Genomic DNA, 26462 nt, shown 5'->3' with positions numbered 1-26462 from the left:
AGGAATTGTAACCTTAATTTCATAGATTTTAAGGTCGTCATGGATCGTACACTCGAGAATTTTAAAATGAAAAAGCAGACTCTAGTTGTCACACTATCGCTCATGCTCGGTTTAGCAGGATGCTCTGGGGAAGATCAAGCTAAATCAACCTTACCAAATACTCCTGAGCCAACCATACCAATTCAGCCTGAAGATCCAGAACCATCTCTACCACCTGATCTCGAACCTGAAACACCGATCAATGTTCCACAACCAAAAACATATTTAAATCTGGATTTTACTGAAATTTATTCAATACCTTCTGATTGGAATATCCTGCCTTCAAATCCAGGTAGCATTCAATTTAAAGAAGGTGCCTTACTGATTGATGGTCGCAAAGACTTAATCAAACCCACCACGATCATGTTAAGTTCGGATTTTCAAAAGCTTCGCAACTATAAAATTGAGTTAGAATTTGAATACCTTGAGCGTAATAACGGTACTCGTTGGGGAAGTATTATTTATAGAGCTTCAGATGTGTTTGCTCAACCTGAATATACACCATACTACCAGTTTGCTATTCGTGCAGATGCATCTGCTTATAATGGTCTAGAACTCGCACTTAGACGCTCAAATAACACATGGAATGTCATCAATACATCCAAATTCGAATCAAACATTGCTTTAAATACACCTTATAAGGCTACAGTCGTTGTTCATGATCAACGTGTTCGTCATTACTTGAATGATCAATTGGTTTTTGATGGTGAATTACCCACCAACCTAAACCAAGGTGCCATTGGACTTTCAGCAGCAGGATTGCTGATGAAGGTCAACACAATACGGGTGATTGAACAACTTGATGCTCTCCCTACTCAAGATCGGATCACAGATGTCATTGATCACAAATATCCAGTTGCAATGGCGCCCGCTTTAGCACAACCAGCCGACTCATTAACAATTGATAACGCTCATACCGCCACTTATATTGCTTACCAACTTGATGAACAATTATTTTTAAAAGATTTCGACAATAAGACCTCGATGCACCTTAGAAGTCTTCTTTCTGATCAAACCAAAAGAACACTTCCTCTTCTGCATATCGACTCTGAAAACACACTGGCTGAATTAAGATCTTTGTCTTCAGATTATGATTTTAGTGATGTCACGCTAGTCTCTGATGATCCATATCTATTAAGAAAAGCGCGTGTAGAGATTCCAGAAATCCGTACAGTATTGGATTGGTCTGAAAAGGACAATTTAATTTCAGATCAAAATAGTGTTGTGAAAATTGCACAGGCAACCAATACATCACTTTCTAAAATTGTGATTTTACCAGCCCATTTGGTTCAGTCTCATGTAGTTGCACACTTACAACGTTTATTGATCACACCTTGGGCAGGTTTTACCCACAATACTTCTGGACAGACCAGTCCTAAGCTTGATGCCTATCAAGCTGCTGAGATATTAACAACAGGAGTAAATGGCATTTATACACATCAGCCTGAATTATTTCATTCCATCATGCGCTCAATGGCGCCCAACACCCTACTTCGTAAACCACTTATTACAGGTCATCGAGGAGTCCCGTCTCAAGTTGATGAAAATACGCTTGAAGGTATTCTTAAGGCGATAGAAGTTGGTGCTGATGCCGTGGAATATGATGTCTATCTGACGAAAGATGACTATGTCGTTTTAATGCATGATAAATCGGTTTTACGCACAACGGGTATCGCAAAAAATATTGAGAACATGACGCTCGAAGAAGTTCGTAAACTAAAAACGACCGGGCAGCGACTTGCCATACCAACGATGGATGAAGTATTGGCTGCAGTAGTTAAAAAGTACCCACATGTGACCAATTTTATCGAGATTAAGAGTGCAAAACCCGAAATAATTTTAAAAATTAAAGATTTACTTGATAAATATGATGCATATGGTCAAGCCATTGTCATAAGTTTTGATGGGCAACAAATTCTTGAAATGAAGAACACTCTAAAAGGTGTATCAACGGGTTTATTGGTATATCCACCAAAGGAACAAACTACTTTTCTAAACATTCGAAGAATTTTGGAAACAACACGACAATTTTCTTCGACATTCAATCCGAATTATAGTGGTTTGAATCAGGACGTCATGTATCTGGCAAGTTTACGTGGGGTGACCTTCTGGCCTTGGACGTTCCGTTTAATAAAAAATGATTTCTATCGTATGTACATTCAAGGTACACATGGGTTGACCACAGATTATGCGCAAGATGCATCTAATTTTGTGGTCAAAATTAAAACTCCACGACAAATAACAGCAACTGTTGGTCAACCTTTACAAATCGCTGGGCAAAAATTAACGCAACTGGGTCAATCTAGTTACCAAAGCTTCAATACGATGCTCGTACTATCAGGCTCTGCAAAATATACTCTAAATGGTCAATCTGTGAGTTTCAGTGAACGTGGTACAGCCTATGTCATGCCAAGCTACCAATACACCATAGCACCCAATTTCACCTATACCATCTATGCAAAACCCGTGACTGTGACCATTCAATAAGCACATCACATTGATATTTGGAGACCAATTCAGTTCGCTGAGTTGGTTTTTTTCGAAAATCGCATTTTCCCTCATCTTTTCATAAGATTTCAACTGGACTTTTAATGATGTTCACCGCTTAAACACGACAGTATTTAAAACTGATGAATTTCATAAATATTTAATATGTAATATTTTTTTTACTTTATGACAAATCCATAGAATTGTCATTTTATGTACTTAGATTGTGTCTCGCTTAGGGACATACTTTTCGAGTACTTTTTAATGATGAAATTTACAACACTGACGTCAGCAATATTATTAACATTAAGCTTAACGGCTTGCTCCGATAATGATCAAAAAAATGCTGTATCAAATCCAGATCAAACGGAAAATCCTAATCCATCTCCTGAACCAGAAACACCAGACATTGAAGTACCTGTACCCGAAATACTTTTTGAAGAAAATTTCAATGCTTTAACTACTATTCCAAACAATTGGACTCAACTTCGTAGCAATCCAGGGAATATTGAAGTTAAAGATGGAGCACTACTCATCAATGGTACGGCGCACGATACACAAATGACGACCATCATGTTGCCAAACGAACTACAGCAACATCGTAATTATCGTATCGATATGGATTTTGCTTTCTTAGAAAATAACAATGGCGGGCGTTGGGGTAGCATCATCTATCGTGCCGCTGATCAATATGCTGATCCAGCTTTTACGCCGTATTACCAATTCGCATTTCGTGTTGATGCAACCGCTGCAAGTGGTCTTGAACTTTCTATGCGTCAACCTAACAACACATGGAATGTTTTACTGAAATCTGCACATAAAGAGAATTTTGAGTTAAATAAAACCTACAAAGCAACAGTCATCGTACATGGCCAACGCGTACGCCATTATATTAATGATGAACTCGTACTCGATAGCACGCTACCTTACAATTTAAATCAGGGTGGTATTGGCATTTCTACAGCTGGCGCTTTGATGCGTGTAGATTCAATTAAAGTGACTGAGCAACTCGAAGCCCTACCAGAGTCTAATCGAGTTACAGATCTAATCGATCAGCAATTGCCAGTCTCTATGGCACCAGCACTCGCTCAGCCTGCTGGCGCAACTACACTGAACTCAGCTCCATTAGCAACTCATGTTGCCTATCAACTGGATGAGCAACTCAATCTTCTTAACCAAGATCAAAAGAAAATTACTCATTTAAAAGATTATTTAAATGATTCAACACGACGTCATATTCCGCTATTAACGATCAATTCAGAAAAAACAATTCGTAATCTGAAAACGTTGACAGAAAACTATGATCTCGCTGATATCACCTTGGTGTCGGATCAGCCTGAACTCTTACGTAAAGCTCGTGTTGAAATCCCTGTATTGCGTACAGCACTCGACTATTCAAAACAATCTGGTTTAACCAATAGTAAATCAGATATTGTGAAAATTGCGCATAATACCAACTCTTCTTTATCAAAAATTGTCATTTTACCGCCGCACTTAGTGCAATCAGAAGTCGTATCTCATCTACAACGCTTATTAATAACACCTTGGGCAAGCACACTTCATCCAGATCAAAAAGATGGCATTGATGCATTCAAAGCAGCTGATATTTTAAGCACTGGGATTAATGGGATCTATACTCAACAGCCAGATGTTTTCCAAAACATTATGAAGCAGATGGCACCGAATACCTTGTTAAGAAAACCCCTCATCACAGGCCATCGTGGTATTCCAGCTTTAGAGGATGAAAATACTTTAGAAGGAACAATTAAAGCTATTGAGGTAGGTGCTGACGCAGTTGAATATGATGTTTATCTATCGAAAGATGGTCATGTTTTCCTGATGCATGATGGAACATTAACTCGTACCACAGGTGATAATAGAAATACTGAAGATCTTACCTTAGCTGAAATTCGTCAGTTACGTACGATTCCCAATGGTCGCCCAGTTCCAACCATGGATGAGGTTTTGGCTGCAGTCAAAAAATACCCCCATGTGACCAATTTCATCGAAATTAAAAGTGCTAAGCCTGAAATTGTAGCGAAGATTAAAGAGCTTTTAGATAAGCATAATGCCTATGATCAATCGATTGTTATTAGTTTTAATGGTGATCAAATCTTACAGATGAAAAATACCTTACCGGGTGTTTCTACAGGCTTCTTAACGAGTACGCCGAACGCACAAAGCAATATTGTAAACACACGTCGAATATTAGACGCGACTCAAAAATATTCTTCTACATTTAACCCGTCTTTTGCAGGATTAAGCAAAGAGTTAATGTCAATGGCGAGCTTACGTGGCGTAACTTTCTGGCCTTGGACATTCCGTACCAATAAAGATGATTTTAATCGTATGTATGTACAAGGAACACATGGCTTAACCACCGATTATGCTCATGAATCTTCTGATTTAGTCGTCAAGATCAATACTCCAGGTCAAATTACTGCGAAAGTAGGACAGCCTGTTGTTTTTAGTGGAGAAAAAGTTACTCAGATAGGTAAGGCTTCAGCACAAAACTTTAATTCAATGATTGTTCTGCCTGGTTCTGCCAAATATAGTAAAAATGGTCAGTCGATTACGTTTAGTGAACAAGGCAAAGCCTATGTCATGCCGAGCTATCAATACACGATTGTGCCGAATTATAGCTACACCCTGTACGGTAAACCCGTCACAGTCACGATTCAGTAAGAAACTTTAAATTTACATGCCCAATTGTTAAGTTTAAAGCTTCAATTGGGCATTTCTTATTTTTTTAAATTTTGGATCACTTCGGGTAAAAAAGAACGGTGAAATCCATCATAGGCTTGATTATTCTCAGCCGGGCTTAATGGAAATATACGTGTGCCTTGAGAAGCTGCGCCATCAATCCGTATCGTGACACCCGATATAAATTTAGATGCTTCAGACAATAAATAGACGATCGCTGATGACACCTCAGCTTCCGTTCCCATGCGTTGCAAAGGAACTTTCTCCGCCATACTTGGAATCACTTTTTCAGCCATTTCACCAGTATATGTATCCATACCTGATGACATAATCCATCCAGGTGCTACGGCGTTCACGCGAACTCCTGATTTCCCCCATTCGACAGCAGCTGTCTTGGTCAGATTATCGACCCCTGCACGAGCTGCGCCTGAATGTCCCATATTCGGCATACCTCCCCACATATCAGCAGTCATGTTGACAATACTTCCACCATGCTTATTCATCCATTGATTGTAAGATTCGCGCATAAGATAGAATGTAGCGTGTAGATTGTTTCGAATGACAGCATCAAATCCATTGGCTGAGATTTTTTCTAAATGCGCTGGAAATTGTCCACCTGCATTATTCACCAAGCCATCAATTCGTCCGAATTTTTCAATTACTTCGCTAATCATGGCTTTCACTTGTGCTTCATCACGATTATCACAAGCGATGCCATAGGCTCTGCCACCATCTTCCATGATTTCAGCAACAACTTTATCGAGTTTTTCTTGGGTACGCCCTGTAATAATCACTTGTGCATCCAATGATGCAAGCTCATGAGCTGTACAACGTCCAATACCAGAACCACCTCCTGTCACAATGATGACCTGATTCTGAAATAAGTTTTCCTTAAATACTGAGTTATATGTCATGCCAATCCTTAGGTTGTAATTTTTATCGACTTGCAAAATTATCCCGATTTTTTAACAGTTGCAAGATCATAGAATTTTATAATTGTTGTTTTAAATGCTAATCAAACCTTTCATTCAAGGGCTATGGTATCGTTTTTACAAAACGCATTAAGATTTTTCTTACCACAGGTAAAAATATTAAGATCAATGGAAATGCGATTAACCAAGACATTGCCCACGTCTTTATCCAGACCACCCAGATCCCATCAAAAATTCCACGATTCATTACAATATTAATTAAAGAAATTGAACCACTCATCAAACATGACAAAATTAACGGCATCAGCCAATTGAGATGTTTGGGGTGAAATTTTGGGAGTGCTTTATTCATTGTAGCGCCTAATCATTTCATCTCATTTAATTTAGCACCAATGCAATCACTATTCCTATATTTTTCAAGTTTCAAGCACACAAAACTAATCCAATATCGTTAAAATTTTGAACCTTGAGGCATGATTTAATAATTTTTCTTAGTAAATGTATATTAAATAGAATGGATTAGTTTCCATCTTAATCAAGACTCATGAGCAATAAAAAAATATTTAACTTTAAACGATGATTTTATTTTTTAGCTTTTCTACTCTACGAAAATGTTTTAAGTTTTTAGTCCAATTTTACCGTTAATCTCTATTCTTTAGATTCGAAGCATTTTTTTTGCAGTTTTTGCATAGCTTCTCTAGGCATAGGCGCTGTCATCATTTGTTGGTATTCTAAACAAGCTTTACTAGGGTGTTTTTGTTGTATCGGAGCATTAACACATGCCGTTAAGAGCATCAAAAGCAAATACGCTACTATTTTCATCATATCTCGAATTTATCGTTAATGTTCATTCTATCTTAGCTCATTAGGGCTAGTGTGGTCGTTATTGAATTTTAAATAAAAAAACCCGCCATCAGGCGGGTTTATTTAAATCAGTCAATCTTAAAGACGAACCAATTCCACAATCTTCTCAGCCAATTCTTCAGCAGCTTCTACTTCAAAACTTGCATCCGTACCTGTTGCAGTATCAGTAATGACCACCACTCCAGTTTCACGTAATAATGCAACTTGCTCAGCAGTTAAACCAGCTTTAGCAATCGCGACAACACCTTGTTGGATCAATAAGCTTTCTAATACTTGTGCATTCACAATTGCAGCATTTGATACAGTTACCGCAGCAGGTTTTTGACCCAAACGCGCCGCACGTGCTTCTGATGTTACAGGCTCATTATGTGCAGTCCACTCAACTGCCTCTTCAACCATACCTGCACCAACTGTAACGTTGCTTAAGCGGTCAATAAAGATAAATGAACCTGTGTAACGGCTATCTTGATAACGGTCAAATACGACTGGTGCATCAAATTCAATCGTTACATTCGCAATCGCATTCAGCTCTAAGTTTTCAACTTGAACTTTTTCAAGCGTATTTACGTTTGTACGGAAGTTAATTGCTGTTACCTTAGCAGGAACAGTTTGCGTACCAATCTTCACGTTATATAACTTACCAATCGCAAGCGGTTGATCTGCCATCCATACAACAGTCGCTTGAACAGAACGAGAAATTGCCGGTACTTCTTGGTCTGCACGTACAAGTACGTTACCACGAGAAATATCAATCTCGTCGTTTAACGTTAATGTCACTGCTTGACCAGCAACTGCACGTTCTAAGTTACCATCAAAAGTAACGATTTCTTTAACTGTAGATGATTTACCTGATGGCAACGCAGTAATCGTATCTCCAACGTTGATATCACCTAGTGCGATCGTACCGCAGAAACCACGGAAATCGAGGTTAGGACGGTTCACATACTGTACAGGGAAGCGGAAGTCAGCTTTAGCTGAAGTACGATTAATCTCTACAGATTCAAGCGTACCCATCAAAGTTTCGCCTGTGTACCACGGCGTATTTGGAGATTTGTTTACAACGTTATCACCATTTAACGCAGAAATCGGCGTAAAGATGATGTTAGATGGTTTACGGTCACCCAATTGTGCAACAAAGCCTGCATATTCAGTTTGAATCTCATTGAATCGTGCTTCAGAGAATTCAACCAAGTCCATTTTGTTGATCGCAACAATAATGTTCTTAATACCAAGTAAGCTTGCAATATACGTATGACGACGTGTTTGTGTCTGAACACCGTAACGCGCATCAATTAAAATGATCGCAAGATCACACGTAGACGCACCTGTAGCCATGTTACGTGTGTATTGTTCATGCCCCGGAGTGTCGGCAATAATAAACTTACGTTTTTCTGTAGAGAAATAACGGTAAGCTACATCAATCGTAATACCTTGCTCACGCTCTGCTTGTAAACCATCTACAAGTAGCGCTAAGTCAGGTGCATCCCCTGTTGTACCGACTTTTTTAGAGTCACGTGTAACGGCTTGCAATTGATCTTCATAAATCAATTTTGAATCGTAAAGTAAACGACCAATTAAAGTTGATTTACCATCATCTACGTTACCGCAAGTCAAAAAGCGTAATAAGTCTTTATTTTCGTGTTGTTTTAAATAACCCAAGATATCTTGGCTAATCAAATCTGATTGATGAGACATGGCTCATAGCTCCACAAATATGTTGAAATCGGTGTATTTGAATCCCCCTCGTTCCCCCTTTGAAAAAGGAGGATGACTCCTCTCTTTTACAAAGAGAGGAGCAGCACTGCTGCGGCAGAGAGATTCTAGAAGTAACCTTCTTGCTTTTTCTTTTCCATCGAGCCCGCTTCATCATGGTCAATCATTCGACCTTGGCGCTCAGAACTCGTTGCAAGCAACATTTCTTGGATAATTTCTGGCAAGGTGTTAGCAGTCGACTCCACCGCACCTGTCAATGGGTAACACCCCAAAGTACGGAAACGAACCGATTTCATTTGTGGAACTTCACCTTCTTTTAAAGGCATACGCTCATCATCCACCATAATTAATGTACCACTACGCTCAACAACAGGTCGTTCTGCCGCTAAATACAATGGAACAAGTGGAATACTTTCTAAGTAAATATATTGCCAAATATCAAGCTCAGTCCAGTTCGACAATGGGAACACACGGATACTTTCGCCTTTATTCACTTTACCATTGTAAAGATTCCAAAGTTCTGGACGTTGGTTTTTAGGATCCCAACGATGTTTATCATCACGGAATGAATACACACGTTCTTTGGCACGTGATTTTTCTTCATCACGGCGAGCACCACCAAATGCAGCATCGAACTTGTATTTATCTAATGCCTGTTTTAAACCCTGAGTTTTCATGATATCAGTATATTTCGAACTACCATGATCAAATGGGTTAATCCCAGCATCCTTACCTTCTTTATTTTGGTGGACGATAAGATCGAAACCGTGTTGCTTAGCCATATTGTCGCGGAAAGCAATCATGTCCTTAAATTTCCAACCTGTATCTACATGTAACAGTGGAAAAGGGAGTTTTGCAGGATAGAATGCTTTAAGCGCTAAATGCAGCATAACTGCCGAGTCCTTACCAATCGAATAAAGCATGACTGGATTTTCGAATTCTGCAGCAACTTCGCGAATGATATGAATACTCTCAGCTTCAAGCTGTTTAAGATGAGTAAGTCTTTCCTCATTTAATGACATGGACAACACCAGCTAGAATATGTGTACTTATGACACTTTTGAAAATTTATATTCATTATAGTGATTTAGACAACAGAACTTTATCTCGTTTTTTTATATTAATATACTCAAATAGAATATAAGCAAAGAGACAATCTAATTATGATAACAATTACAGGCCTTTCAAATATAAAATACCAAGAATGGTTAACCCTTTAGTCAGCTTACCTTCAATTCTACAAGACCTAATTGAATCCTCAACAAGCGGCTCTGACTTTCAAACGATTATCTGATGCGTCGCAAACCGATATGTTTGGCTATGCCATTATAAAAAATCAAAACGTCGTCGGAATTGTACATCTCATTTCTCACGCAAGCACTTGGACTAAACTCCCTTATTGTTATCTCCAAGATTTGTTTATTGATGCAAATTATAGAAATCAGGGCTTAGCCAGGAAATTAATAGAATTTAGCTATGACGAATGTAAAAATAATTATGATAGAGTGTATTAGTTAACCCATAAAAGCAATGATAATGCTAGACTTTTGTATAATCGTGTTGCAACCGAAACGGGATTCATTCAATATAAAAAATCTCTAAATTAGTTATTTTTATCTCCCATGCTTAGCCTTGAATCTCTTAAACAACATTTAGAGCGAGCTCAAATTGCTGGTCATATTTATCAGCATCATCAAATTCTAGTGTTACAAGAACCGTTTACTGAAAATGGTTCTGCTTTAAATATTTTTGTTCAGCACGAGTTAACTGCTGATCAAATTGGCTTACAGTTTGCTGTTGAACATACTGATCAAAAACTAAAGTTCTTGATTGGCGTTACACATAGCAATCAAGATCATAGAAGTGAAATTAGTATTGGTCATTTAAAAGGCAATCAAAAAGCTTTTAATTTGTGCTACGCCTTTTACAATTATCCAAAACATTTTTTTGTAGTTGAAACAGATTTATATGCGAACGCTGAGCAATTTAAAGACTGCTTAGAAAAGCAATTATTCATTCAGCCTGAGCTTAGTTTTTTAGACACAGCCACTAAAGTAAATCCAATGGGACAGAATTACCCATGGATGAAGGATTATATCGCGCAACTTAGCTTAGAAATGAAAGTTCGGATACAAACAAGTCTCATGTAAAAAAAGCCACCTTTTTAGGTGGCTTTTTCAAATACTAATCTAAGAATATTAACGTCCCAGTTTTTTGACATCTAAAGGTATTTCAATACCAACAGAAGCGCCTGCATCATTACCATGACGATCTGAATCTGCAATCCAACCATTAATCTTTAATGGCAAATTCGGCTTCACAAAATGCGTCCAAGTTAAATCTAATGCTTGGATATCATCTTCCTCAGAAAATGCAGCATTGGTATCTCGATTTGATTGATTTACTTTTGCAAATAATACGCGACCTGAAAGTCTATTCATGGCATCAAAACGAATATTTCCACCCAAAGAAATCATCTCACCATCTCCCCCAATCGCATGTGCAAGAGGATAGCCATGTTGATAATATCCATCTGTGTAAATATGATGATTATAAGATATCCCTCGAGCCTTACCATTTGTAGTGGTGTCTACCCACTCTGCATAAATCTGATAAGGCATTTTTTTTAAAGATGAAGAATAATCCACGCCGGCTTGATACATTTTCTTAGCAGGTAAACCACCAGCTTCATCTTCACCCACGTATTGAGCATAAAGGCCTATTGGTTGGTTCGATAAATAGCTTAGATTCAAACGTGCATCGAGTCCAGCAATTTGATTTGATGCATTACCCTCACCACTACAATTATTATTTTCACACTCATTATCTTTTCCAATGAAAGCGTTCCAATAAGATTTAACAGAATTTGGTTGACCTTTACCAGCAATTTGAAAAATTCGTGATAATCCCAATTCTAGATAAGGTAGAGGCTGAGCTGTAAAACGTAAGCCAATTAACTGGGTACCTGACACAGCTTTATAATCATCCAATTGGCCGCCAAAAGCTTGGTATTGCCAAGGCCCGATCCATGAGAGCCATTTATGATCAAAAGCAGCCTGTTCAGCACGCTGTAGAGTGAAACCATATACTGGTCGACTTGCATCTCCACGTATCAAACTACCATCGTGTGCAGGTCCCCAGTAGGTTGGAATCTGACCAGCAATGAGCCATTGATTCCAAAGTTTACCCGCAAGATATGAGCCTTCTAGATTAACGTCTTGCCCATTGTCTATCTGAAGATCTTTTTCACCTCTAACTTTGAGCTTCGCATCCCAATTTTGCCCCCCAAGATTTAACTCTGCACCAAGCGCATATTGTGCTTTTTGATGATCGGCAAAAGATTGTGGGATTTTCTTTTGATCACTCTCAGCGAAAGCATCAACTTTTAATGTTTCATTTTGCTGCTGAATCGCTCTTTCGACTTCCTGGATAACCTTTTGTTGTTCAATCGAGTTAATTTTAGCATTGGTGAGGGCACGTTGGACTTCATCACCACTTAGCGGCCATGTCGAGGTGCTTATTTGAATCACACCTTGTTGATTCAGCCAATTTAAATCATCTCTCAGGTTTTCATCGTTGAGGAGAATGCCATTGGCAAAGACCAATGGACTAGAAAATATTAAGCTCGATGATAGGATTTTTATAAGTCTATTCGGGTTCATCACAAATCAATTTAGGATTATATCTTATTGATTATTTGAATTTTTAATTTATAAATCCATTAACTTTACATTAAGTATTTAATTAGATACATTTAACAACATTGTATAAATATTTTGATAAACATACAGCTGGTTAAACAGATTAGCTTTAATGATAATTTTCTATATTTTTTATCACCTTAATTAAATATTTTGTGATTAAAACCTCAAAATACACTCACACTAAAAAACATTTAAATTTAATTTTATGTTAAGAAAAATTAAAAAAGCCCTTCAAAGAAGGGCTTTTTTAATTTCACTATTACGCATTTTTGTGACGCATATGTGGGAATAAGATCACATCGCGAATACTTGGCGCATTGGCAAATAGCATTACCAGACGATCAATACCAATCCCTTCACCTGCTGTAGGAGGTAATCCATATTCAAGCGCCTCAACGAAGTCGGCATCATAGTGCATTGCTTCATCATCACCCGCATCTTTTTCAGCTACCTGTGCTTGGAAACGCTCAGCCTGGTCAATTGGGTCATTTAACTCTGAGAAGCCATTTGCAAGCTCACGACCACCAATGAAGAATTCAAAACGGTCAGTAATGTGCGGGTTGTCATCGTTACGACGTGCCAATGGAGAGGTTTCCGCAGGATATTCAGTAATGAAGGTCGGTTGACGAAGTTTCGTTTCAACAGTTTCCTCAAATACAATCGTTTGAAGTTTACCTAGACCAAAACCTGGCTTCACTTGCTCTTTAAGTTCATTCTTAACAAACTCAGCTAAGAACTCGCGATCATTTACATTTTCAGGTGTAAATTGTGGGTTATGTTCAAGAATTGCATCAAACATTGAGATTTTCTTGAATGGACCTTTGAAGCTATACACTTCTTCGCCATAAGGTACATCTGTCGAACCTAAGATATCAATTGCTAGTTTTTCTAGCATTTGCTCTGTCAGTTCCATCAAGTCTTTGTAGTCTGCATAAGCTTGGTAGAATTCGATCATGGTGAATTCTGGGTTGTGACGTGTAGACACACCTTCATTACGGAAGTTACGGTTAATCTCAAACACACGTTCAAAACCACCTACAACCAAACGCTTTAAGTAAAGTTCTGGTGCAATACGTAAGAATAATGGCATGTCTAAGGCATTGTGATGCGTTTCAAATGGACGCGCAGAAGCACCACCTGGAATCACATGCATCATTGGCGTTTCAACTTCCATATAACGTTTTTCAGTCAAGAAGTTACGAATACCAGCAACTACTTTTGCTCGAATTTCAAAAGTCTTACGCGTTTCTTCGTTCACGATCAGATCAAGATAACGTTTACGGTATTTAACTTCTGTATCTGTTAGACCGTGGAACTTATCTGGAAGAGGACGGAGTGATTTAGTGAGGAGTTCAAAATGTTCAATATGCACATAAAGATCACCTTTGCCTGAACGTCCAATGTAACCTTCAACGGCAATAATATCACCTAGATCAAGACCTTTAATGGTGTCTAAAGTCTCTGCAGATAATTCTTTACGTGCAACATAAAGCTGAATACGGCCGGTCATGTCTTGGATCACCATGAACGAACCGCGGTTCAACATCACCCGACCCGCAACTTTGACATAAACTTTTTCACTGCCTTCAATTTCTTCTTTTGATTTATCAGCAAACTGATCCTGAAGGTCTTGTGCATAATGTTCACGCTTAAACGTGTTTGGCCAAGGGCTAGTGCCCTGCTCTTGAGCCTTATCTTGAATCTGTTTTAACTTGGCATGACGCTGTGCGATTAAATCGTTTTCGGAAATGGCTTGTTCAGAAGTCGATTGAGCGTTTTGTTGCGTCATCTCTGCCTCGTAATTTTATTTAAAAAAGAAGTTGCATAGCATAGCAGAATTCAAAGTACTTGAGCATTAGAAAAATAATCAGCCATTTGAAAAACGCTTAATTTCATCCACTAAAGTCTAGGTCTGAACATTTCTTAGACCAAAAGCTAAGTTGTACTTTGAATACAGCACTCTACAATCATCCTATAAATTGTGGAAAAGTATACTTTCAACAATCATAAAAAATAGAATGGATTTAATGATGACTTATGAACACTCAAGAGCCTAAAGTATTGTTTATGCATGGATTAGATTCTTCAAGAGAATCTACCAAGTTTCAGGCAATTCTTTCTAAAAATAAATATTGCATTAATGTTGATTATCGAAATTTAAAATACGCTGCTGTTGAACGTTTTTATATCGATATGATCGAGAAAATTAAACCAGACATTTTAGTAGGACATAGTCTAGGTGGTTACTGGGCATTAAAGATGTCAAATCGATTTCAGCTTCCTGCTGTGATTGCAAATCCGAGCCTAATGCCATCTTTTGATCCTGATTATCCAGCGATTACAATTGAGGAACTTCAATCCAAAACCTCATCTCAAATCGCTTATATCGAACTTGGTGATGAACTGATTGATATGCATAGTACCTCTGACTTATTAGAGCCATACATGTACGTTGAAAGTATTATTGGTGGCCGTCATCAACTGGAAAACCCTGATCGCCTGAATTACCTGATCGGATTAGTCAGCCACTCAAATCATCAATCACATTAAAAAAGCCTTGTGAATCACAAGGCTTTTTGACTTAAATTTGAGGTTTTGATTTATCGTCCAAAACAGACCAAATATTCATTCCTAAATCCGCGTGTAAGTCTGGCAAATCAAGGAAAATACTCGCCCCTAAAACAGTGTGCTGACATTTATCCATCAATTGCTTAACTGCTTTTAATGTACCACCTGTGGCCAATACATCATCAACAATAATCACTTTTTGAGCCTGTACATCCGCAGACATTTCTAAACGGTCCATGCCATACTCAAGGCTATAGCCCACACCAATTACTGGTGGTGGTAATTTTCCAGCTTTACGAACCAACAACAACCCCTTGCCAGTACGTTGCGCCAACAAACTCGCCAAAACAAACCCACGTGCTTCAACCGCAACGAAACTCTCTACCTCTGCCAATTGTTCCGCAGGAATACTTTCGATTAAAGCATCAGTTAAAGGTGCAATGCTCTGCATGAACAAAGGAGTTAAATCAAAGAAACAAATTCCTGGTTTTGGAAAATCTTGGACCGTACGAATGTGTGACCACAATGATGTAGACAAAGAAGTAGACATAGGAGATAAAAATTAGACAAAAGAATGCGTGAATTTTAACGAATTATTGACAAAAAATATAGCAAACATGAGCTAAGAAAAAATACCAACCAATATAACTTATTGATTTTTAATAAACCATTTTTTAATTAAATGACAAGTATAAAACACAAACAGTATAAATTTTATATGAATAGCTGGTAAATCAATACGCGACAAAAGTCTGACATTTTTTTTAAATCATAATACATATAATTTTGGCAAATATTTCAAAGATTTAATACTCAGTCTTATCATGCATTAGCATAATTAGCATGCGTTTTGTCCTAATCTGCCATTCAGCTTCTCTTTTAGTCAGCTAAACTCCGTTATTTACTTTACTTTCCACCTCGAACTGCGTAAAAATTTGCTTGAATATGAACGATAAAAATTCATATCACTTGAGTCTAGGTGTGAGAAAGATTTTGGCTGACACCAATAAATGGAATTGTCAGTATTTTTGGAGAATCAAATGAAAAAATATCAATGCATCGTTTGTGGATGGATTTATGACGAAGCAGAAGGCTGGCCACAAGATGGCATTGCTGCAGGCACTAAATGGGAAGATATTCCAGATGATTGGACTTGCCCAGATTGCGGCGTATCAAAAGCAGATTTTGAAATGATTGAAATCTAATTCAGATTTCCTTTAAAGACCATTTTGATATGGTCTTTTTTCTTATTTACTAAAAAAATTATCAGTATTGGAGAGTACTATGCAACCGATCATCATTGTTGGCTCTGGCATGGCAGGTTACACATTAGCGCGAGAGTTTCGCAAACTGAATGCTGAACAAGCACTTGTTATGATTTGCTCAGATGATGCGGTGAACTATGCAAAACCAACTTTATCTAATGCACTTGTTGGTAAAAAAGCGCCAGAACAAATTGCCTTAGGTGATGCTGAGAAAATGTCTGCGCAATTGAATATGCAAATTATTCATCATGCGACTGTAACTTCAATTTCTGCAGATCAACATCAATTGACCTACACAAAAGATGGACAAGCTGAAAACCTTATATACAGCAAGTTAATATTAGCTGTAGGTGCGAACCCTATTCGTTTAGCCATTTCAGGTGATGGCGCTGATGATATTCATGTAGTTAACTCACTGATTGATTATCGTGAATTTCGCTCTAAGCTCGACCTTAAACAAGACAAGCGTGTTGTCATTTTAGGTGCAGGCCTCATTGGGTGTGAATTTGCCAACGATTTACAGAACACAGGTCATCAAGCGACTGTGATTGATCTTGCTCCACAACCTTTAGGTCGTCTTCTACCAGAACACGTCGCACATGCTTTCCAGCAAAATCTTGAAGAAACAGGTATTCAGTTTGCATTAAGCACCACCGTAGATCGTGTAAGTAAAAACTCAGACGAAAGCTATACCGTAACGCTTACAAATGGACAGAGCTTTACAGCTGACGTTGTTCTTTCCGCTGTTGGCCTGCAACCCAATACATCAGTTGCACAAGAAGCAGGAATCCATACCAGCCGTGGGATTGTGACTAACACTTTAATGGAAACCAATAAAACCGATATTTATGCATTAGGTGATTGTGCAGAAGTAAATGGTTTACTGCTTCCGTATGTCATGCCAATTATGCAACAAGCACGTGCTTTAGCCAAAACATTGTCTGGTGAAAATACACAAGTTCATTATCCAGCGATGCCAGTTGCAGTGAAAACTCCTGCTGCACCACTGACTGTATTACCTGTACCTCAAGGTGTAGAGGCAACTTGGGAAACTGAAGAACTCGATGACGGAATGATTGCTAAAGCACTTGACCAAGAATCCACGCTTCGTGGATTTGTGCTACTTGGACCAACAGCAGCGAAGCAACGTTTAACATTGACCAAACTGGTCCCAGATTTAATTCCAGCTGCCGTTTAATTATTCAAAGATTTAGGGTATTTTCAAATGAAAGTACCCTTTTAGTTTGGACACAATAAAAATGAATAACGCACTAGAATATCAAGTTTCACCTTATGCTCCATTCATGCAAGAAAGTAAAGTGAGTCTAGGCAATGGGATCGACCTTCATATTGAAGTTGGAGGCAAGGCTGAACATCCTACGATTATTCTCATCATGGGACTGGGTGCGCAGATGCTTTTTTGGCCAGATTTTTTTTGCAAATCTTTAATAGACCAAGGTTTCAGAGTCATTCGTTTCGATAACCGAGATATTGGCCTCTCAACAAAAATTAAGCACAAGGGACCTCGCCTCAATACATTTAAACTTATGGGTCGATTTGCTTTTGGTCTAGGAAATCAAGGCTCTCCTTACAATTTATATGATATGGCTGAAGATGTAGCGTTACTCATTGAACGATTAGGTCTTGAAAAAGCGCATATTATTGGTGCATCAATGGGGGGAATGATCGCTCAGATATTGGCAGCAAAATATCCAGAAAAAGTAGATAAACTAGGATTATTATTTACCAGTAATAATCAGCCATTTCTTCCGCCACCATTTCCAAAACAATTATTTAGTCTTATTGGTCGCCCTGCATCGAATGATGAAGATGGCATTGTGAATCATAGTATTAAAGTCATTCAGACGATTGGTTCACCTGGTTACGTCAATCAATTGGAAGTTATTCAAAACGCGCGTAAATTATATAAGCGTAGTTATCATCCAGCGGGTGTACTTCAACAGTTTTTAGCAATATTATGTACAGGCTCATTAGTTTCTATCGATAAGCAAATTCAAAAGCCAACACTGGTTGTACATGGCTCAAAGGATCGTCTACTCCCTTTTAGCCACGGCAAGGCAGTATCAAAAGCAATATCAGGTGCAAAGTTTGAATTAATCGAAGGAATGGGGCATGATATTCCTGCGCATTTCATCCCACAACTGAGTGGTTTGTTTGCAAAACATTTTAAATGATAAACACTAGGACACTATGGCTGCATTACCATCCCTAAGACAGCTGTCATATCTCGTGACTCTGTCTGAGACGTTGCATTTTACAGAAGCAGCACGTCGCTCATTCGTTACTCAGTCTACGCTTTCTGGCGGGATTATGGAGCTCGAGCGTTTATTGGGTGGCGTTCTCGTTGAACGTGATCGCCAAAATGTACGTTTAACCCCTCTCGGTGAGCAAGTGGTTGCACGAGCACGTGTCCTTCTTGCTGATGCTCAAGATCTCATGCGACTGAGCCGTGAGATGAGCGAACCACTTACTGGTGATCTTCATTTAGGAATTATTCCAACGATTGCACCATTTATTTTGTCGCAATTGTTAGAAGAAGTTCATAAAGAGCTGCCTAAAATTCAACTACATCTTCATGAAGCACAGAGTGAGCATTTGGTTGAAAAGCTAGAACATGGCAATTTAGACATGATCATGTTAGCGCTCCCATTCGACACACGTGGCTTAAAAGTCGCTGAAGTTGCGAAAGAGAGTTTGTACTTAGTTGCAAATAAAGCTGACCACAAAACGTCGCAAGCTAAATCTCTAGAAGATCTTGATTTGACACACCTCATGTTACTTGAAGAAGGTCATTGCTTAAGAGACCATACTTTAAGTGTATGCCCTATCGGTGAACGCAAAAATGATCATCGTCTTAAAGCGAGCTCATTACCAACCTTGGTTGAAATGGTGAGTTCTAATCTGGGCTTTACATTACTACCTCAGATTGCGGTAAATACACATATGCTGAAAAATAATGATCAATTGGTGATCCGACCAATTGAGAATGCCCCTTCACGCATTCTGTCATTAGTGACGCGTAAAAGTACGCCATTGCAAAGCGAATTTGATGTCCTTTTACAAATTCTACAGCGCATTACTGCTGATATTTGCTAATAAGCCATCACAAAAAAGGAGCCATTTGGCTCCTTTTTTATAAAAATCATTTAAGATTTAAAAAGTTCAAGCAATTTATGTTGCGCATTATGAGGAGTCTCACCTTCATCGCATTGCGCACGTGACCAAGTTCCATCACCATTTAACAACCAAGCTTGTTGATTATCTTTCATATAGTTTAATAAACCGTGTTGATAAATATGCTTTCTCAAAGTTGGATCCTCAACAGGGAAACAAACTTCAACACGATTAAATAAATTACGATCCATCCAGTCTGCGCTTGAACAATACAGTCGTGGTTGCCCTGCATTTCCAAAATAATACACACGTGTGTGCTCTAAGAATCGTCCAACAATAGAGCGCACACGGATATTCTCAGAAAGACCTGGTAAACCCGGTCTTAAGCAACAAATTGAACGTATGATTAAATCAATCTGCACACCAGCTTGTGATGCTTCATAAAGTTTATTAATCAGTTGCACTTCAGTCAGCGCATTCACTTTCACAATAATCTGAGCTGGCTTACCCGCTTTGGCGTGAGCAATCTCTTCATCAATATAACTAATTAACTGTGTATGCAACGTAAATGGCGCATGAAGTAATTTCTTCAATTTTGCCATTTTGCCCATTCCAGTCAACTCTTGGAATATACGATGCACATCTTCACAAAGCTCTTTGTCCGTTGTCATCAATCCGTAATCGGTATAGATCCGGGCATTGGTTGCATGATAATTCCCTGTACCTAAGTGCACATAACGAACCAATTTATTATTTTCACGGCGCACAACGAGAATCATTTTTGCATGTGTTTTATAGCCTACGATGCCATAAACCACCACAGCACCAGCCTCTTGCAAAACATTTGCTACCGCAATATTTGACTCTTCATCGAATCGCGCTCGAAGCTCAATGACAGCTGTGACTTCTTTACCATTGCGTGCAGCTTCAGCCAAAACTTGAACAATCTCAGAATCAGGCCCACTTCGATATAATGTTTGCTTAATCGCTAAAACTTGTGGATCTCGTGCTGCCTCACGTAATAAATTAATAACTGGGGCAAATGATTCGAATGGATGATGTAAAAGGATGTCTTGTTTCTTCATTGCAGAAAAAACATTTTCAGACTTCTTTAATACTTTAGGAATGACCGGCGTATGGGAGTCATATCTCAAATGCGGACGTTTAAAATTAGACACTAAACGTGCCAAGTTCACAGGTCCATCGACTTTATATAATTGTTCTTCATGTAAGTCGAATTCGTTGAGAAGATAATCATAAATATGTTTTGGACAATTTTCTGTCACTTCTAAACGGACAGCACGTCCGAATCGACGAGAGTTTAACTCCCCTTTTAATGCTTTTGCCAAATCTTCGACATCTTCATTAAGGGCTAAATCCGCATTTCGCGTCACACGGAATTGATAACATCCTGTCGCAGTCATTCCTGGGAATAAATCAGAGACATGCTCATGAATAATCGCTGACAGCATCACGTGGTGTTCTTTACCATCGGTTAACTCGTCAGGTAAACGAACCACACGTGGTAAAGAACGTGGCGCAGGGACAACGGCTAAATCAATCTGTCGTCCAAAAGCATCTTTACCTTCTAGCGTGACGATAAAGTTGAGTGATTTGTTGACTAAACGCGGGAATGGATGTGCTGGATCTAAACTAATTGGAGTAAGTACTGGCGCAACTTGTTCCTGAAAATATTTTTTAATCCATTGGGATTGAGCAGGTGTCAACTCTCCACGACGTAAGAAGCAGATATCTTCTTCACGTAATTTTGGAAAAATTTCATCATTCAAAATACGATATTGACGCTCTATTGCAGCATGCGCAGTCTGAGAAATTTTCTCAAGAACTTGCTTTGGTGTTAACCCATCTGGACTACGGCTTTCATTACCGAGCTCCAATTGCTCCATGACACCCGCAACACGAATTTCAAAGAATTCGTCCATATTTCTTGAAAAAATCAATAAGAAATTCATTCGCTCAAGCAATGGATGCAATGGATCAACCGCTTGTTCTAAAACACGAAGATGAAAATCTAAAATCGAAAGTTCACGATTGATATATCGTTCATTATAAGTATATTCAGTTGGAGTATTTGTCATCGCGGTATTCATACCACAAAACCTGCATGCTAAAGATCTGTCTTAAGTATGCTTCAAATTTATGACATTTTCATAAAAAATGCACATGATCACTGTGCATTTTTGATCTCACGAAAGTTTTTTAGACAATTACATCTCACGGAATTCTTGAAGCATTCATGTAACGCAAAATAATTCGCTGTTTATTTTTGAGTTTACGATCTTGACGGTGGTGTTGATAATAACGCGGATTCGGCAAGATCGCTGCCAAAAATGCGGCTTGCTCACGTGTTAGACTGCTTGCCGATTTTCCAAAATAATGACGTGCTGCAGCTTCCACACCAAAAATATGATCTCCAAATTCAATGGAGTTCATGTATACCTCAAGAATGCGTTGTTTTGACCACATACGCTCCATCATGACAGTAGCGACAGCCTCTTGTCCTTTACGTAAAAAAGAACGCTTATTAAATAAAAATAGATTTTTGGATAATTGTTGGGAAATGGTAGATCCACCCGCAACCACTTGTTCTTTTTCTTTATTTCTTTCCAAAGCATGTTTTATGCCGTCAAAATCAAAACCATGATGTTGCATAAATTTAGCATCTTCAGCTGCAATAATCGCACGTTTCAGATGATCACTGATATTCTCATAATCACGCCATTGATGCTGAATAGGCTTCGAACTGTCGGTCCAATATGTCCAACGCATGAGCATCGTTGTATCAACAGCATTGGTTCTCCACCATGCAAGACTTGAAAAAATCCATAGTTGAATTACAAGGATGATACTGACAATGACCAATAAAGTTCGAACAATAAATGCTTTCATGTCAGTGTGTTGCTCCTTTTGTTAGCTTAGTGCATGCTTGACCTTAATCCATATCATTATCACAGAATACAATGACATGACTGAAATGCAACCACCCCAATTTCAAAGCCAATCACGTCTACCCTTAAGTCAGATTACGTTTTTACTCATTACACTGAATGTTGGACTTTTTATCTGGCAAATCTTTAGCGGAGTGGATGTATCAAACCCAGCAACAATAGATGCTTTACGCTGGGGTGCTGATTATGCACCGCTGACTTATTTAGAGGAACCCCTTCGGATCTTCAGCAGTACATTTTTTCATTTTGGTCTTATTCATTTAATGCTCAATATGTGGGCATTGTATATCTTTGGCAATGTCGCTGAGAAAACATTTGGGCATGTTTATTTTCTAGGTTTGTACCTATTAGCAGGCATTATGGGAAGCTTGGTCAGTGGACTGATTGATATTCGGAATAGTTACGAGCTATTGGAGCATGTCAACCATGATTTATTTCCACGTGTATCCGCAGGTGCATCAGGTGCCGTTATGGGTTTAGGTGGTGCTTTAACGCTCTTATCTCTTTTTCCCCCTTTACCACAACAACAATTTCTCTTTGATCGTAAATCGCTGCTGATCATCTTGGCATTAAATATTGGTATGGGATTCATGATCCCTGGAATAAATAATGCAGCGCATATTGGTGGAATGTTGATGGGTGCAGTCATGGCTTTATGTTGGTACATCGGTCAACGATTTAGACTAGGCTTCACCACCACCATCGTGGTACTTCCTCTAGGCATCTTCTTATGTTGGCTCATGTATCAATATAACTTAGGCTTAGTGAGCGGAATACAACCCATTTGGGCTGAAATGTTGCAGCAAATGAAAATGCAATTGGCATATTAATTCCAATTGCATTTTTTAGACCTCATAAATTTTATGATTGATTGAGTTCGCGCAAGCTTTTTAATGGAGGAATCTCAGTTAAGTAGCTTAAACGATAACGACCAATCAGCGCACATAAGATCATCATGCTCATAGGTAGAATTACCCAGATTTCCCAATGCGGTTGTATAGCGAGATCCATTTTATAACTGGCGATCACACTGATGACCTCAGCAAAAAAACACGATACTAAGCCAGCCATAAAGCCGATAAATCCAATTTCTAAACTCAGCATATTTTTCAAATTGGATTTTGAGCTGCCAAATGATCTTAAAATCGCGACTTCTCGCTTTCGCTCATCCATCAATAAATTAATGCAAGCAATCAACACCAAAAAACCTGAAACACTGACGAGAAGCGCAAGAATGGTAATAATCTGAACCAGAACAGATACTAAGTTTTTAATTTCCTCTAAAATTAAGGAAACATCGATAAATACAGTATTTGAGAACTGCTGAATCAGATTGACCAACTTGGATTTTTCATCTTGAGGTACAAAAAAACTTCCTAAATAACTTCCAGCATTTTCATCCATCGTATTCGGTGCAAAAATGAAGAAAAAATTTGGACTGAAGCTTTCCCACTCGACTGTTCTTAAATTTACAACTTTGGCTTGAAGTTCACCTTCTGGCAAGCTAAAGCTGAGTTGATCACCCACTTTTATCCCTAACTCTTCAGCAAGATTTGCTTCAACAGAAACATCTCCCACCTGCTGCAATTGTGGCTGCCCACTGACAATGACATTATCTTCTGGATAGCCTTGAGCTTGAGTCAAATTCAACTCTCGTCTGAGTGAGTTATTTTGCGCTCTTAATGATTCCGAAAATGGCTGACCATTATGTTTAATTAGGCGTCCGCGGATATTCGGATACAAGGGTGTACTTGGCCAACCTTCTTTTTCGATCTGAGCTTTAAATTGCTCAACTTCAAATGGAGGAAGACCATAAATAAATTGATTTGGCGTACCTTCAGGTAACTGTTGCTGCCAACGATCTAATAGATCCGTCCTTAATACTACAAGAACTGTAATCAGGCTCAGACCTAATGCAAGTGCAGTAATTTGAAATGCTGTTTGATTAGGTACACGTACATAGGCTGACCATCTATTTTTCAAAGATTTGATCATCTTTAATAGCAACCAAACTATGCTGAACATACTTGCACACAATGCGAAGATCGTACCGATAACGAGCAATGAGAGCTGTATATTTTGAGTGAGCAAAATACAAAATAAAATAAGACTTACAGCTCCCGCTCCCAATAAGGTCAAGAGAGAACGCGTAGATTTAACATCCTCACGGATAACACGAATTGGAGGCGTATTTAAGAGCTGCATCAAACTTGGGACAATAAATCCAAACATCACAATGACACTGGTGAATATTGCAATCGGCAAAGGACCCAAAACCAAATCAAACAAGCTAAATTGGATGTCTAAATGCGGAATTAGTTGCAACATAAACTGCAATAAAATATAGCCTAGACCAATCCCTAACCCAGTACCGATGAACATCGCAATTGCGACGGCAATCATAAGCAATGCAATATAGTTCTTAAGAATTTGGAACTTTGCAGCCCCCATACATCTCATTAAAGCAACATGATCTTGATTTTGTTGAACGTACCGTTGACTGGTCAACGCAATTGCAATACCGCACAGTAAAATTGTAAGAATGTTTGCAAGCTGTAAAAAAGTATCTAGATTTTCAATTGGACGCATCAAGCGGGTATTCGCCTCATCCGCAGTTCTCAAGCGAATTGAGCTTTGGGTTTCCATTGCTTGCTGATCATCTGCATTTGGTTCAATCATTTTTTTAGGATAGAGCTGATCAAAATAAGCCGTAAACTCATTAAGTCTATTCGGCTCACCAGACATAAGCAGACGATATTCGATACGACTTCCAGGCTGAATCGCATTGGTTGCCGCAACATCAGATTGTGAAATGATCACTGTAGGTGAAAAGGCTGAAAATCCGAGTTCTTGGTTAGAATCCTTTTCAATGACTCCTGTGACTGTAAAACTCGCATCTGCGATTTGAACCCTCTCCCCTATTTTGACATTTAATAAATCTAAAGCACGTTGACTCAGCCATACCTCTTCTGACCGAATAGCAGTTTGATCAGGTTGAATAATGAGTTCACCACGTAGCGGAAAATTGGACTCAATCGCTTTGACATTCACCATGACAAATTGTTCATCAGTATGTGCCATTGAACCAAAAACCGTCACTTGGGACTGTTGTAGATTGAGTTGGTTCGCCTTCTGTTTAAATTTTTCATTGAGCGGATATTGATCACTCAACACTAGATCTGCAGCTTGAAGCTTAGCAGCCTGCAATGAAACAGCTTGTTGAATCTGGTCATTACTGAACTTTAAAGCGGTTGTCGCACTAATCGCGAGACTCAATGCAAAAATGAGCAAATAAATCCCTGTGCTAGCAAAACTTTGCTTCAACAAAGGTTTGAATAGCGCACTCATACACGCTCTCCAGAAGCTGAAGCGCCTTGCACTTTTTCTAATTGACCATCGATCAATTCATAATGCGTCTCACATTTTTGTGCTAGCTTTTGATCATGGGTGACTAAAACCAATGTAGTGCCCAGCTCCCGATTCAAATCAAATAAAAGCTGTTCAATCTCCTGGGCTGTCGTCCCATCTAAATTTCCCGTTGGTTCATCCGCAAATACAATTTTGGGCTCAGCAATTAAAGCGCGTGCAATTGCTACGCGTTGTTGTTCTCCCCCAGACAGTACTTTAGGTGTTTGAGTACTTTGACGATCTAAACCCACTTTGTTCAACCAATAAAGGGCTTGTTGTTCTGCTTTGGCATAATCAAAATTCTTTTGAATTCTCAGCGGTAACATGACATTTTCAAGCGCAGATAAAGAAGGTAAAAGCTGAAAGGATTGAAATACAAAACCAATATTTTCAAGTCTAATTTGAGCGCGTTTCTCTTCGCTTAATTGCTCAACTGCTATACCATTAATCGACAATGTTCCTGAACTTGGCTGATCTAATGTCGCCAGAATTCCCAAGAGTGTAGATTTTCCAGAACCCGATCTGCCTGTGATTGCGACTTGCTCGCCAGGATAAATTTGTAGATTTAGATTCTCAAAAATCGTCAACTTTTTTTGTTGGATCTGTATCGTTTGTGTCAATTGCTGTGCAGAAATTAACGCTTGTGGCATGATTGAAGAAGTTGAGTCATTACGA

Annotated in this window: 21 protein-coding genes; 10 read left to right on the top strand and 11 right to left on the bottom strand. The window is 38.7% G+C overall.

Annotation, left to right across the window (positions count from 1 at the left end; all coding sequences use genetic code 11):
* The first annotated feature begins 66 nt into the window (after positions 1 to 66).
* Both AC1M83_RS10445 and AC1M83_RS10440 read left to right on the top strand, forming a co-directional pair.
* Positions 67 to 2526, top strand: coding sequence for a glycerophosphodiester phosphodiesterase family protein (locus AC1M83_RS10445; RefSeq protein WP_481590619.1), 2460 nt, complete (start codon positions 67 to 69; stop codon positions 2524 to 2526).
* Positions 2527 to 2790: 264 nt separating this feature from the next.
* Positions 2791 to 5211: a glycerophosphodiester phosphodiesterase family protein gene (locus tag AC1M83_RS10440; protein WP_481590618.1), complete on the top strand. Its 2421-nt coding sequence runs from the start codon at positions 2791 to 2793 to the stop codon at positions 5209 to 5211.
* 56 nt (positions 5212 to 5267) lie between these two features.
* Here the strand turns inward: AC1M83_RS10440 and AC1M83_RS10435 are convergent, their stop codons facing one another.
* The 4 genes from AC1M83_RS10435 to cysD form a co-directional block, all read right to left on the bottom strand.
* The gene (locus AC1M83_RS10435) at positions 5268 to 6143 is read right to left on the bottom strand and encodes an SDR family oxidoreductase (protein WP_481590617.1); all 876 of its coding nucleotides are present in this window, start codon (positions 6141 to 6143) and stop codon (positions 5268 to 5270) included.
* 121 nt (positions 6144 to 6264) lie between these two features.
* A complete protein-coding gene (locus AC1M83_RS10430; RefSeq protein ID WP_481590616.1) occupies positions 6265 to 6513 on the bottom strand; it encodes a DUF2798 domain-containing protein in 249 nt (82 codons plus the stop codon).
* A 590-nt stretch (positions 6514 to 7103) separates the two neighbouring features.
* On the bottom strand, positions 7104 to 8720 hold the full coding sequence (cysN, locus tag AC1M83_RS10425) for a sulfate adenylyltransferase subunit CysN (RefSeq protein ID WP_481590615.1): 1617 nt from the start codon (positions 8718 to 8720) through the stop codon (positions 7104 to 7106).
* Between the two features lie 125 nt (positions 8721 to 8845).
* A complete protein-coding gene (gene cysD / locus AC1M83_RS10420; RefSeq protein ID WP_035266686.1) occupies positions 8846 to 9760 on the bottom strand; it encodes a sulfate adenylyltransferase subunit CysD in 915 nt (304 codons plus the stop codon).
* Positions 9761 to 9988: 228 nt separating this feature from the next.
* On the opposite strand from cysD, the gene AC1M83_RS10415 reads away from it, so the two are divergent.
* Both AC1M83_RS10415 and AC1M83_RS10410 read left to right on the top strand, forming a co-directional pair.
* Positions 9989 to 10252 carry a GNAT family N-acetyltransferase gene (locus tag AC1M83_RS10415; protein WP_481590614.1) on the top strand — a complete coding sequence of 88 codons (264 nt, stop codon included), beginning with the start codon at positions 9989 to 9991 and terminating at the stop codon, positions 10250 to 10252.
* A gap of 108 nt (positions 10253 to 10360) precedes the next feature.
* Positions 10361 to 10888 (top strand): hypothetical protein, encoded by a 528-nt coding sequence (locus AC1M83_RS10410; protein ID WP_092766877.1) that lies wholly within the window; start codon positions 10361 to 10363, stop codon positions 10886 to 10888.
* Between the two features lie 48 nt (positions 10889 to 10936).
* Here the strand turns inward: AC1M83_RS10410 and AC1M83_RS10405 are convergent, their stop codons facing one another.
* Positions 10937 to 12400 carry a capsule assembly Wzi family protein gene (locus tag AC1M83_RS10405; RefSeq protein ID WP_481590613.1) on the bottom strand — a complete coding sequence of 488 codons (1464 nt, stop codon included), beginning with the start codon at positions 12398 to 12400 and terminating at the stop codon, positions 10937 to 10939.
* 301 nt (positions 12401 to 12701) lie between these two features.
* Complete coding sequence (gene lysS, locus AC1M83_RS10400) at positions 12702 to 14231, bottom strand: lysine--tRNA ligase (RefSeq protein WP_092766879.1); 1530 nt, start codon at positions 14229 to 14231, stop codon at positions 12702 to 12704.
* Between the two features lie 248 nt (positions 14232 to 14479).
* On the opposite strand from lysS, the gene AC1M83_RS10395 reads away from it, so the two are divergent.
* The gene (locus AC1M83_RS10395; RefSeq protein ID WP_179997703.1) at positions 14480 to 14992 is read left to right on the top strand and encodes a YqiA/YcfP family alpha/beta fold hydrolase; all 513 of its coding nucleotides are present in this window, start codon (positions 14480 to 14482) and stop codon (positions 14990 to 14992) included.
* Between the two features lie 31 nt (positions 14993 to 15023).
* On the opposite strand, the gene AC1M83_RS10390 is transcribed toward AC1M83_RS10395, so the two are convergent.
* Positions 15024 to 15560: an adenine phosphoribosyltransferase gene (locus tag AC1M83_RS10390; RefSeq protein ID WP_035266671.1), complete on the bottom strand. Its 537-nt coding sequence runs from the start codon at positions 15558 to 15560 to the stop codon at positions 15024 to 15026.
* Positions 15561 to 16050: 490 nt separating this feature from the next.
* Between AC1M83_RS10390 and rubA the strand changes: the two genes are divergently transcribed.
* The 4 genes from rubA to oxyR all read left to right on the top strand — a co-directional run bounded on the left by rubA (position 16051) and on the right by oxyR (position 19392).
* On the top strand, positions 16051 to 16215 hold the full coding sequence (gene rubA, locus AC1M83_RS10385) for a rubredoxin RubA (RefSeq protein ID WP_000760495.1): 165 nt from the start codon (positions 16051 to 16053) through the stop codon (positions 16213 to 16215).
* Between the two features lie 79 nt (positions 16216 to 16294).
* Positions 16295 to 17473, top strand: coding sequence for an NAD(P)/FAD-dependent oxidoreductase (locus AC1M83_RS10380; RefSeq protein WP_481590612.1), 1179 nt, complete (start codon positions 16295 to 16297; stop codon positions 17471 to 17473).
* A 61-nt stretch (positions 17474 to 17534) separates the two neighbouring features.
* Positions 17535 to 18470 (top strand): alpha/beta fold hydrolase, encoded by a 936-nt coding sequence (locus tag AC1M83_RS10375; protein ID WP_092766881.1) that lies wholly within the window; start codon positions 17535 to 17537, stop codon positions 18468 to 18470.
* A gap of 16 nt (positions 18471 to 18486) precedes the next feature.
* On the top strand, positions 18487 to 19392 hold the full coding sequence (gene oxyR / locus AC1M83_RS10370) for a LysR family transcriptional regulator OxyR (RefSeq protein ID WP_179997701.1): 906 nt from the start codon (positions 18487 to 18489) through the stop codon (positions 19390 to 19392).
* A gap of 50 nt (positions 19393 to 19442) precedes the next feature.
* On the opposite strand, the gene ppk1 is transcribed toward oxyR, so the two are convergent.
* On the bottom strand, positions 19443 to 21521 hold the full coding sequence (ppk1, locus tag AC1M83_RS10365) for a polyphosphate kinase 1 (protein WP_035266707.1): 2079 nt from the start codon (positions 21519 to 21521) through the stop codon (positions 19443 to 19445).
* A gap of 124 nt (positions 21522 to 21645) precedes the next feature.
* Entirely contained in the window at positions 21646 to 22320 is a 675-nt protein-coding gene (gene mtgA / locus AC1M83_RS10360; protein WP_035266660.1) for a monofunctional biosynthetic peptidoglycan transglycosylase, read from the bottom strand.
* Positions 22321 to 22396: 76 nt separating this feature from the next.
* On the opposite strand from mtgA, the gene AC1M83_RS10355 reads away from it, so the two are divergent.
* A complete protein-coding gene (locus AC1M83_RS10355) occupies positions 22397 to 23209 on the top strand; it encodes a rhomboid family intramembrane serine protease (RefSeq protein ID WP_481590611.1) in 813 nt (270 codons plus the stop codon).
* 31 nt (positions 23210 to 23240) lie between these two features.
* Here the strand turns inward: AC1M83_RS10355 and AC1M83_RS10350 are convergent, their stop codons facing one another.
* Entirely contained in the window at positions 23241 to 25727 is a 2487-nt protein-coding gene (locus tag AC1M83_RS10350) for an ABC transporter permease (RefSeq protein WP_481590610.1), read from the bottom strand.
* On the bottom strand, positions 25724 to 26437 hold the full coding sequence (locus AC1M83_RS10345; RefSeq protein WP_481590640.1) for an ABC transporter ATP-binding protein: 714 nt from the start codon (positions 26435 to 26437) through the stop codon (positions 25724 to 25726). The genes AC1M83_RS10350 and AC1M83_RS10345 overlap by 4 nt, the downstream gene beginning before the upstream one ends.
* Positions 26438 to 26462: the final 25 nt, after the last annotated feature.

The sequence above is a fragment of the Acinetobacter sp. 25-47-130 genome (assembly GCF_056779705.1).
Note: the sequence above shows the minus strand (reverse complement) of the source record. Positions and strands in the feature narration are given on the sequence as shown.

What these genes read in the sequence shown, in the direction of transcription:
- AC1M83_RS10445 (WP_481590619.1), top strand. Translation starts at nt 67, where the DNA reads ATGAAAAAGCAGACTCTAGTTGTCACACTATCGCTCATGCTCGGTTTA.
- AC1M83_RS10440 (WP_481590618.1), top strand. Translation starts at nt 2,791, where the DNA reads ATGATGAAATTTACAACACTGACGTCAGCAATATTATTAACATTAAGC.
- AC1M83_RS10435 (WP_481590617.1), bottom strand. Translation starts at nt 6,143, where the DNA reads ATGACATATAACTCAGTATTTAAGGAAAACTTATTTCAGAATCAGGTC.
- AC1M83_RS10430 (WP_481590616.1), bottom strand. Translation starts at nt 6,513, where the DNA reads ATGAATAAAGCACTCCCAAAATTTCACCCCAAACATCTCAATTGGCTG.
- cysN (WP_481590615.1), bottom strand. Translation starts at nt 8,720, where the DNA reads ATGTCTCATCAATCAGATTTGATTAGCCAAGATATCTTGGGTTATTTA.
- cysD (WP_035266686.1), bottom strand. Translation starts at nt 9,760, where the DNA reads ATGTCATTAAATGAGGAAAGACTTACTCATCTTAAACAGCTTGAAGCT.
- AC1M83_RS10410 (WP_092766877.1), top strand. Translation starts at nt 10,361, where the DNA reads ATGCTTAGCCTTGAATCTCTTAAACAACATTTAGAGCGAGCTCAAATT.
- AC1M83_RS10405 (WP_481590613.1), bottom strand. Translation starts at nt 12,400, where the DNA reads ATGAACCCGAATAGACTTATAAAAATCCTATCATCGAGCTTAATATTT.
- lysS (WP_092766879.1), bottom strand. Translation starts at nt 14,231, where the DNA reads ATGACGCAACAAAACGCTCAATCGACTTCTGAACAAGCCATTTCCGAA.
- AC1M83_RS10395 (WP_179997703.1), top strand. Translation starts at nt 14,480, where the DNA reads ATGAACACTCAAGAGCCTAAAGTATTGTTTATGCATGGATTAGATTCT.
- AC1M83_RS10390 (WP_035266671.1), bottom strand. Translation starts at nt 15,560, where the DNA reads ATGTCTACTTCTTTGTCTACATCATTGTGGTCACACATTCGTACGGTC.
- rubA (WP_000760495.1), top strand. Translation starts at nt 16,051, where the DNA reads ATGAAAAAATATCAATGCATCGTTTGTGGATGGATTTATGACGAAGCA.
- AC1M83_RS10380 (WP_481590612.1), top strand. Translation starts at nt 16,295, where the DNA reads ATGCAACCGATCATCATTGTTGGCTCTGGCATGGCAGGTTACACATTA.
- AC1M83_RS10375 (WP_092766881.1), top strand. Translation starts at nt 17,535, where the DNA reads ATGAATAACGCACTAGAATATCAAGTTTCACCTTATGCTCCATTCATG.
- oxyR (WP_179997701.1), top strand. Translation starts at nt 18,487, where the DNA reads ATGGCTGCATTACCATCCCTAAGACAGCTGTCATATCTCGTGACTCTG.
- ppk1 (WP_035266707.1), bottom strand. Translation starts at nt 21,521, where the DNA reads ATGAATACCGCGATGACAAATACTCCAACTGAATATACTTATAATGAA.
- mtgA (WP_035266660.1), bottom strand. Translation starts at nt 22,320, where the DNA reads ATGAAAGCATTTATTGTTCGAACTTTATTGGTCATTGTCAGTATCATC.
- AC1M83_RS10355 (WP_481590611.1), top strand. Translation starts at nt 22,397, where the DNA reads ATGACTGAAATGCAACCACCCCAATTTCAAAGCCAATCACGTCTACCC.
- AC1M83_RS10350 (WP_481590610.1), bottom strand. Translation starts at nt 25,727, where the DNA reads ATGAGTGCGCTATTCAAACCTTTGTTGAAGCAAAGTTTTGCTAGCACA.
- AC1M83_RS10345 (WP_481590640.1), bottom strand. Translation starts at nt 26,437, where the DNA reads ATGCCACAAGCGTTAATTTCTGCACAGCAATTGACACAAACGATACAG.